Raw genomic sequence first — 2,103 nt, forward strand, 5'->3', positions numbered from 1 at the left:
CCCTGAGCTTCAGAGAGGTATTTGCCCGCCTGGGCATCGCCGTAGTTATCTTCGTTGATACCAGAACTGCGGACAATCACCGGCTGTGATGTGGACTTTTCGTCCAGCTGACAGCGCAGATCCCTGATGTGTTGGGCTACTTCAGAGTCTTTAACCTGTTCGTAAAAGTCACTACTGGCAACAAATTGCGCCAGGCCCGCCAGCCATTCATCCTTTTTGCTGTGCTCTGAAGGTGGCAAGGTATTCAGGTGTTCCCGGATGTTGGTCAGGCTGCTCTCTGACCCCGGCACAGTGACAATCCCGGGGAGATAGCGCGGTAAACAATGGGTATCCAGGGGAAGTTGTTCAAGAGCGTTGATGATTCGGGCTGTAACACATTGGAACGATGGGACACGCAGTCCTATTGACTGCATGCGCTGCAAAAACATTCCCTTGCCCCCCAATTCTTTCCGGACGTGGGCTGAATAGCCAGCAGCCTGACCTGAAACAGATAAATGGCAGGTGCGCTTGGTGAGTTCCGTTTGGCAGATCGTAACGTCACTGTTATTACGATCACTCAGGTATCCTTTGTCTGAACTGTCAGTCCCGGTCTTCTGAACTGGCTGAGTTGCCAGAGTTTGATGAGCAGGTTTATTAAAACAAGCAGGTAACATCATGGTATCCCTCCTCATGTTAACCTTCATCCATGATTTAATCGCTAGCGCACAAATAAATTAGTTTACTTTTGACCATGATATTTTTATAAAGTTCACCGGTCAGCCAGAAGAACGCAATAGAAAGAACGTAGAAAGAACGGCAATAAGCTGGCAACACGGTTTGTTTGCACTGTCAGAATAGATAAGACCTTATTCGCAGATTACCAGACGTATTTAAGTACTTCCTGGTTTCTTTCTCTTGCTGCCTCGATAAAAGCTTCATCATTTTCAAGATCAGAAGCAACAAAATTGAAGGTGCAGGGGTTCTGTTCAATTAAGTCCAGCATATACTCTCGATCATTCAATAACGTTTCATTGGCATAACATAAACAATCAATATCAACAGCCATTGCGCTTTGAATAACTTCTTTATCGCCGCGTACATTTTCGCCGGCATAACGCAGAGCTTCTGAATAGGTTGCAAGAGCGGCCATGACGACCTCTTTAGCATCCTGTAGTTTTGGGCTGGCATAAACCAGGTTAATACCATCCTGAGTGACGGCGGCCATGACGACCTCTCTATTGTCCTGAAGCTTTGGGCTGGCAAATTCCAGCTGGCTACCATCCTGAGTAACTGCGGCCATGACGACTTTTTTATCATCCTTCAGTTCTGCACTCACATATTTCAGGTCATCTGGATAGACTTCAATAGTGGGTAATACAACGTCCTTATCATTTCGAACCCTTTCGCTGGCATACAACAGCCCATTCTGAAGCAGGATATTCCTGACCTTTTCTTTATCATCCGGAAGTGACTGATCCGGAGGGACATCAAACTCCAGTCTGGCATTGCAGGATGGTTTGATAACATAGTATTGACCTTCCAGATGGGGATACACTGGCACAAACAATGGAATAGCATGTTCCGGATCTATCAATAAAAGATGCTGTAAAAGTTCTCTGCGGGTGTCCTCAGCGATCTCGTCACTCATGAATACTTCCCGAAGATCGTCCTCTGATTCACCCAACCGTCGACAATGTTCAATAAACTGTCGTTGGTGTTTTCTTAATAGCTGGTCGCAGGCCAGAGAAATGTGGCAATTGGAAGTAATGTACAAACTATGATCATAAAACATTGAGAAAAGACAATGTTGAAAAGCGAATCTATCGGCTTCTGTCTCAATATCACGATTAAGGCGTTGTGCAAGCAGGTTAAAGTCCCACTGATCTCCTTCAAAAATGACTACCTGCTCCAATTCCAGATCCAGATTACACGAACCATTTAACGCAATGATTAGTTTTTCAAAGGCATCCTGCTGGGCTGGAAGTGATTTCATTCGGGAGCATTCAACGATAATTTCACCCGCTACAGCGTTGCAGCTTAGCTTCATGCAACCAGCCTGTTTATCCAGCTCGATCACTTTCAGTAACTGCACCAAAAACCACATACGCTTTAACTTGCCTTCTT

2 protein-coding genes are annotated in these 2,103 nt (G+C 45.5%); both read right to left on the reverse strand.

The annotated features are described in order from the left end of the window. The coding region (locus tag KDK19_RS03570; RefSeq protein WP_257291345.1) for a PEP/pyruvate-binding domain-containing protein at positions 1-656 on the reverse strand (656 nt) is incomplete at its 3' end. A 200-nt stretch (positions 657-856) separates the two neighbouring features. Then, positions 857-2,103 (reverse strand): DUF4116 domain-containing protein (locus tag KDK19_RS03575; RefSeq protein WP_257291346.1); only part of this gene is annotated, 1,247 nt, incomplete at its 5' end.

The organism is Endozoicomonas sp. ONNA1, assembly GCF_024606325.1.
In the GTDB taxonomy this organism is placed as follows: domain Bacteria; phylum Pseudomonadota; class Gammaproteobacteria; order Pseudomonadales; family Endozoicomonadaceae; genus Endozoicomonas_A.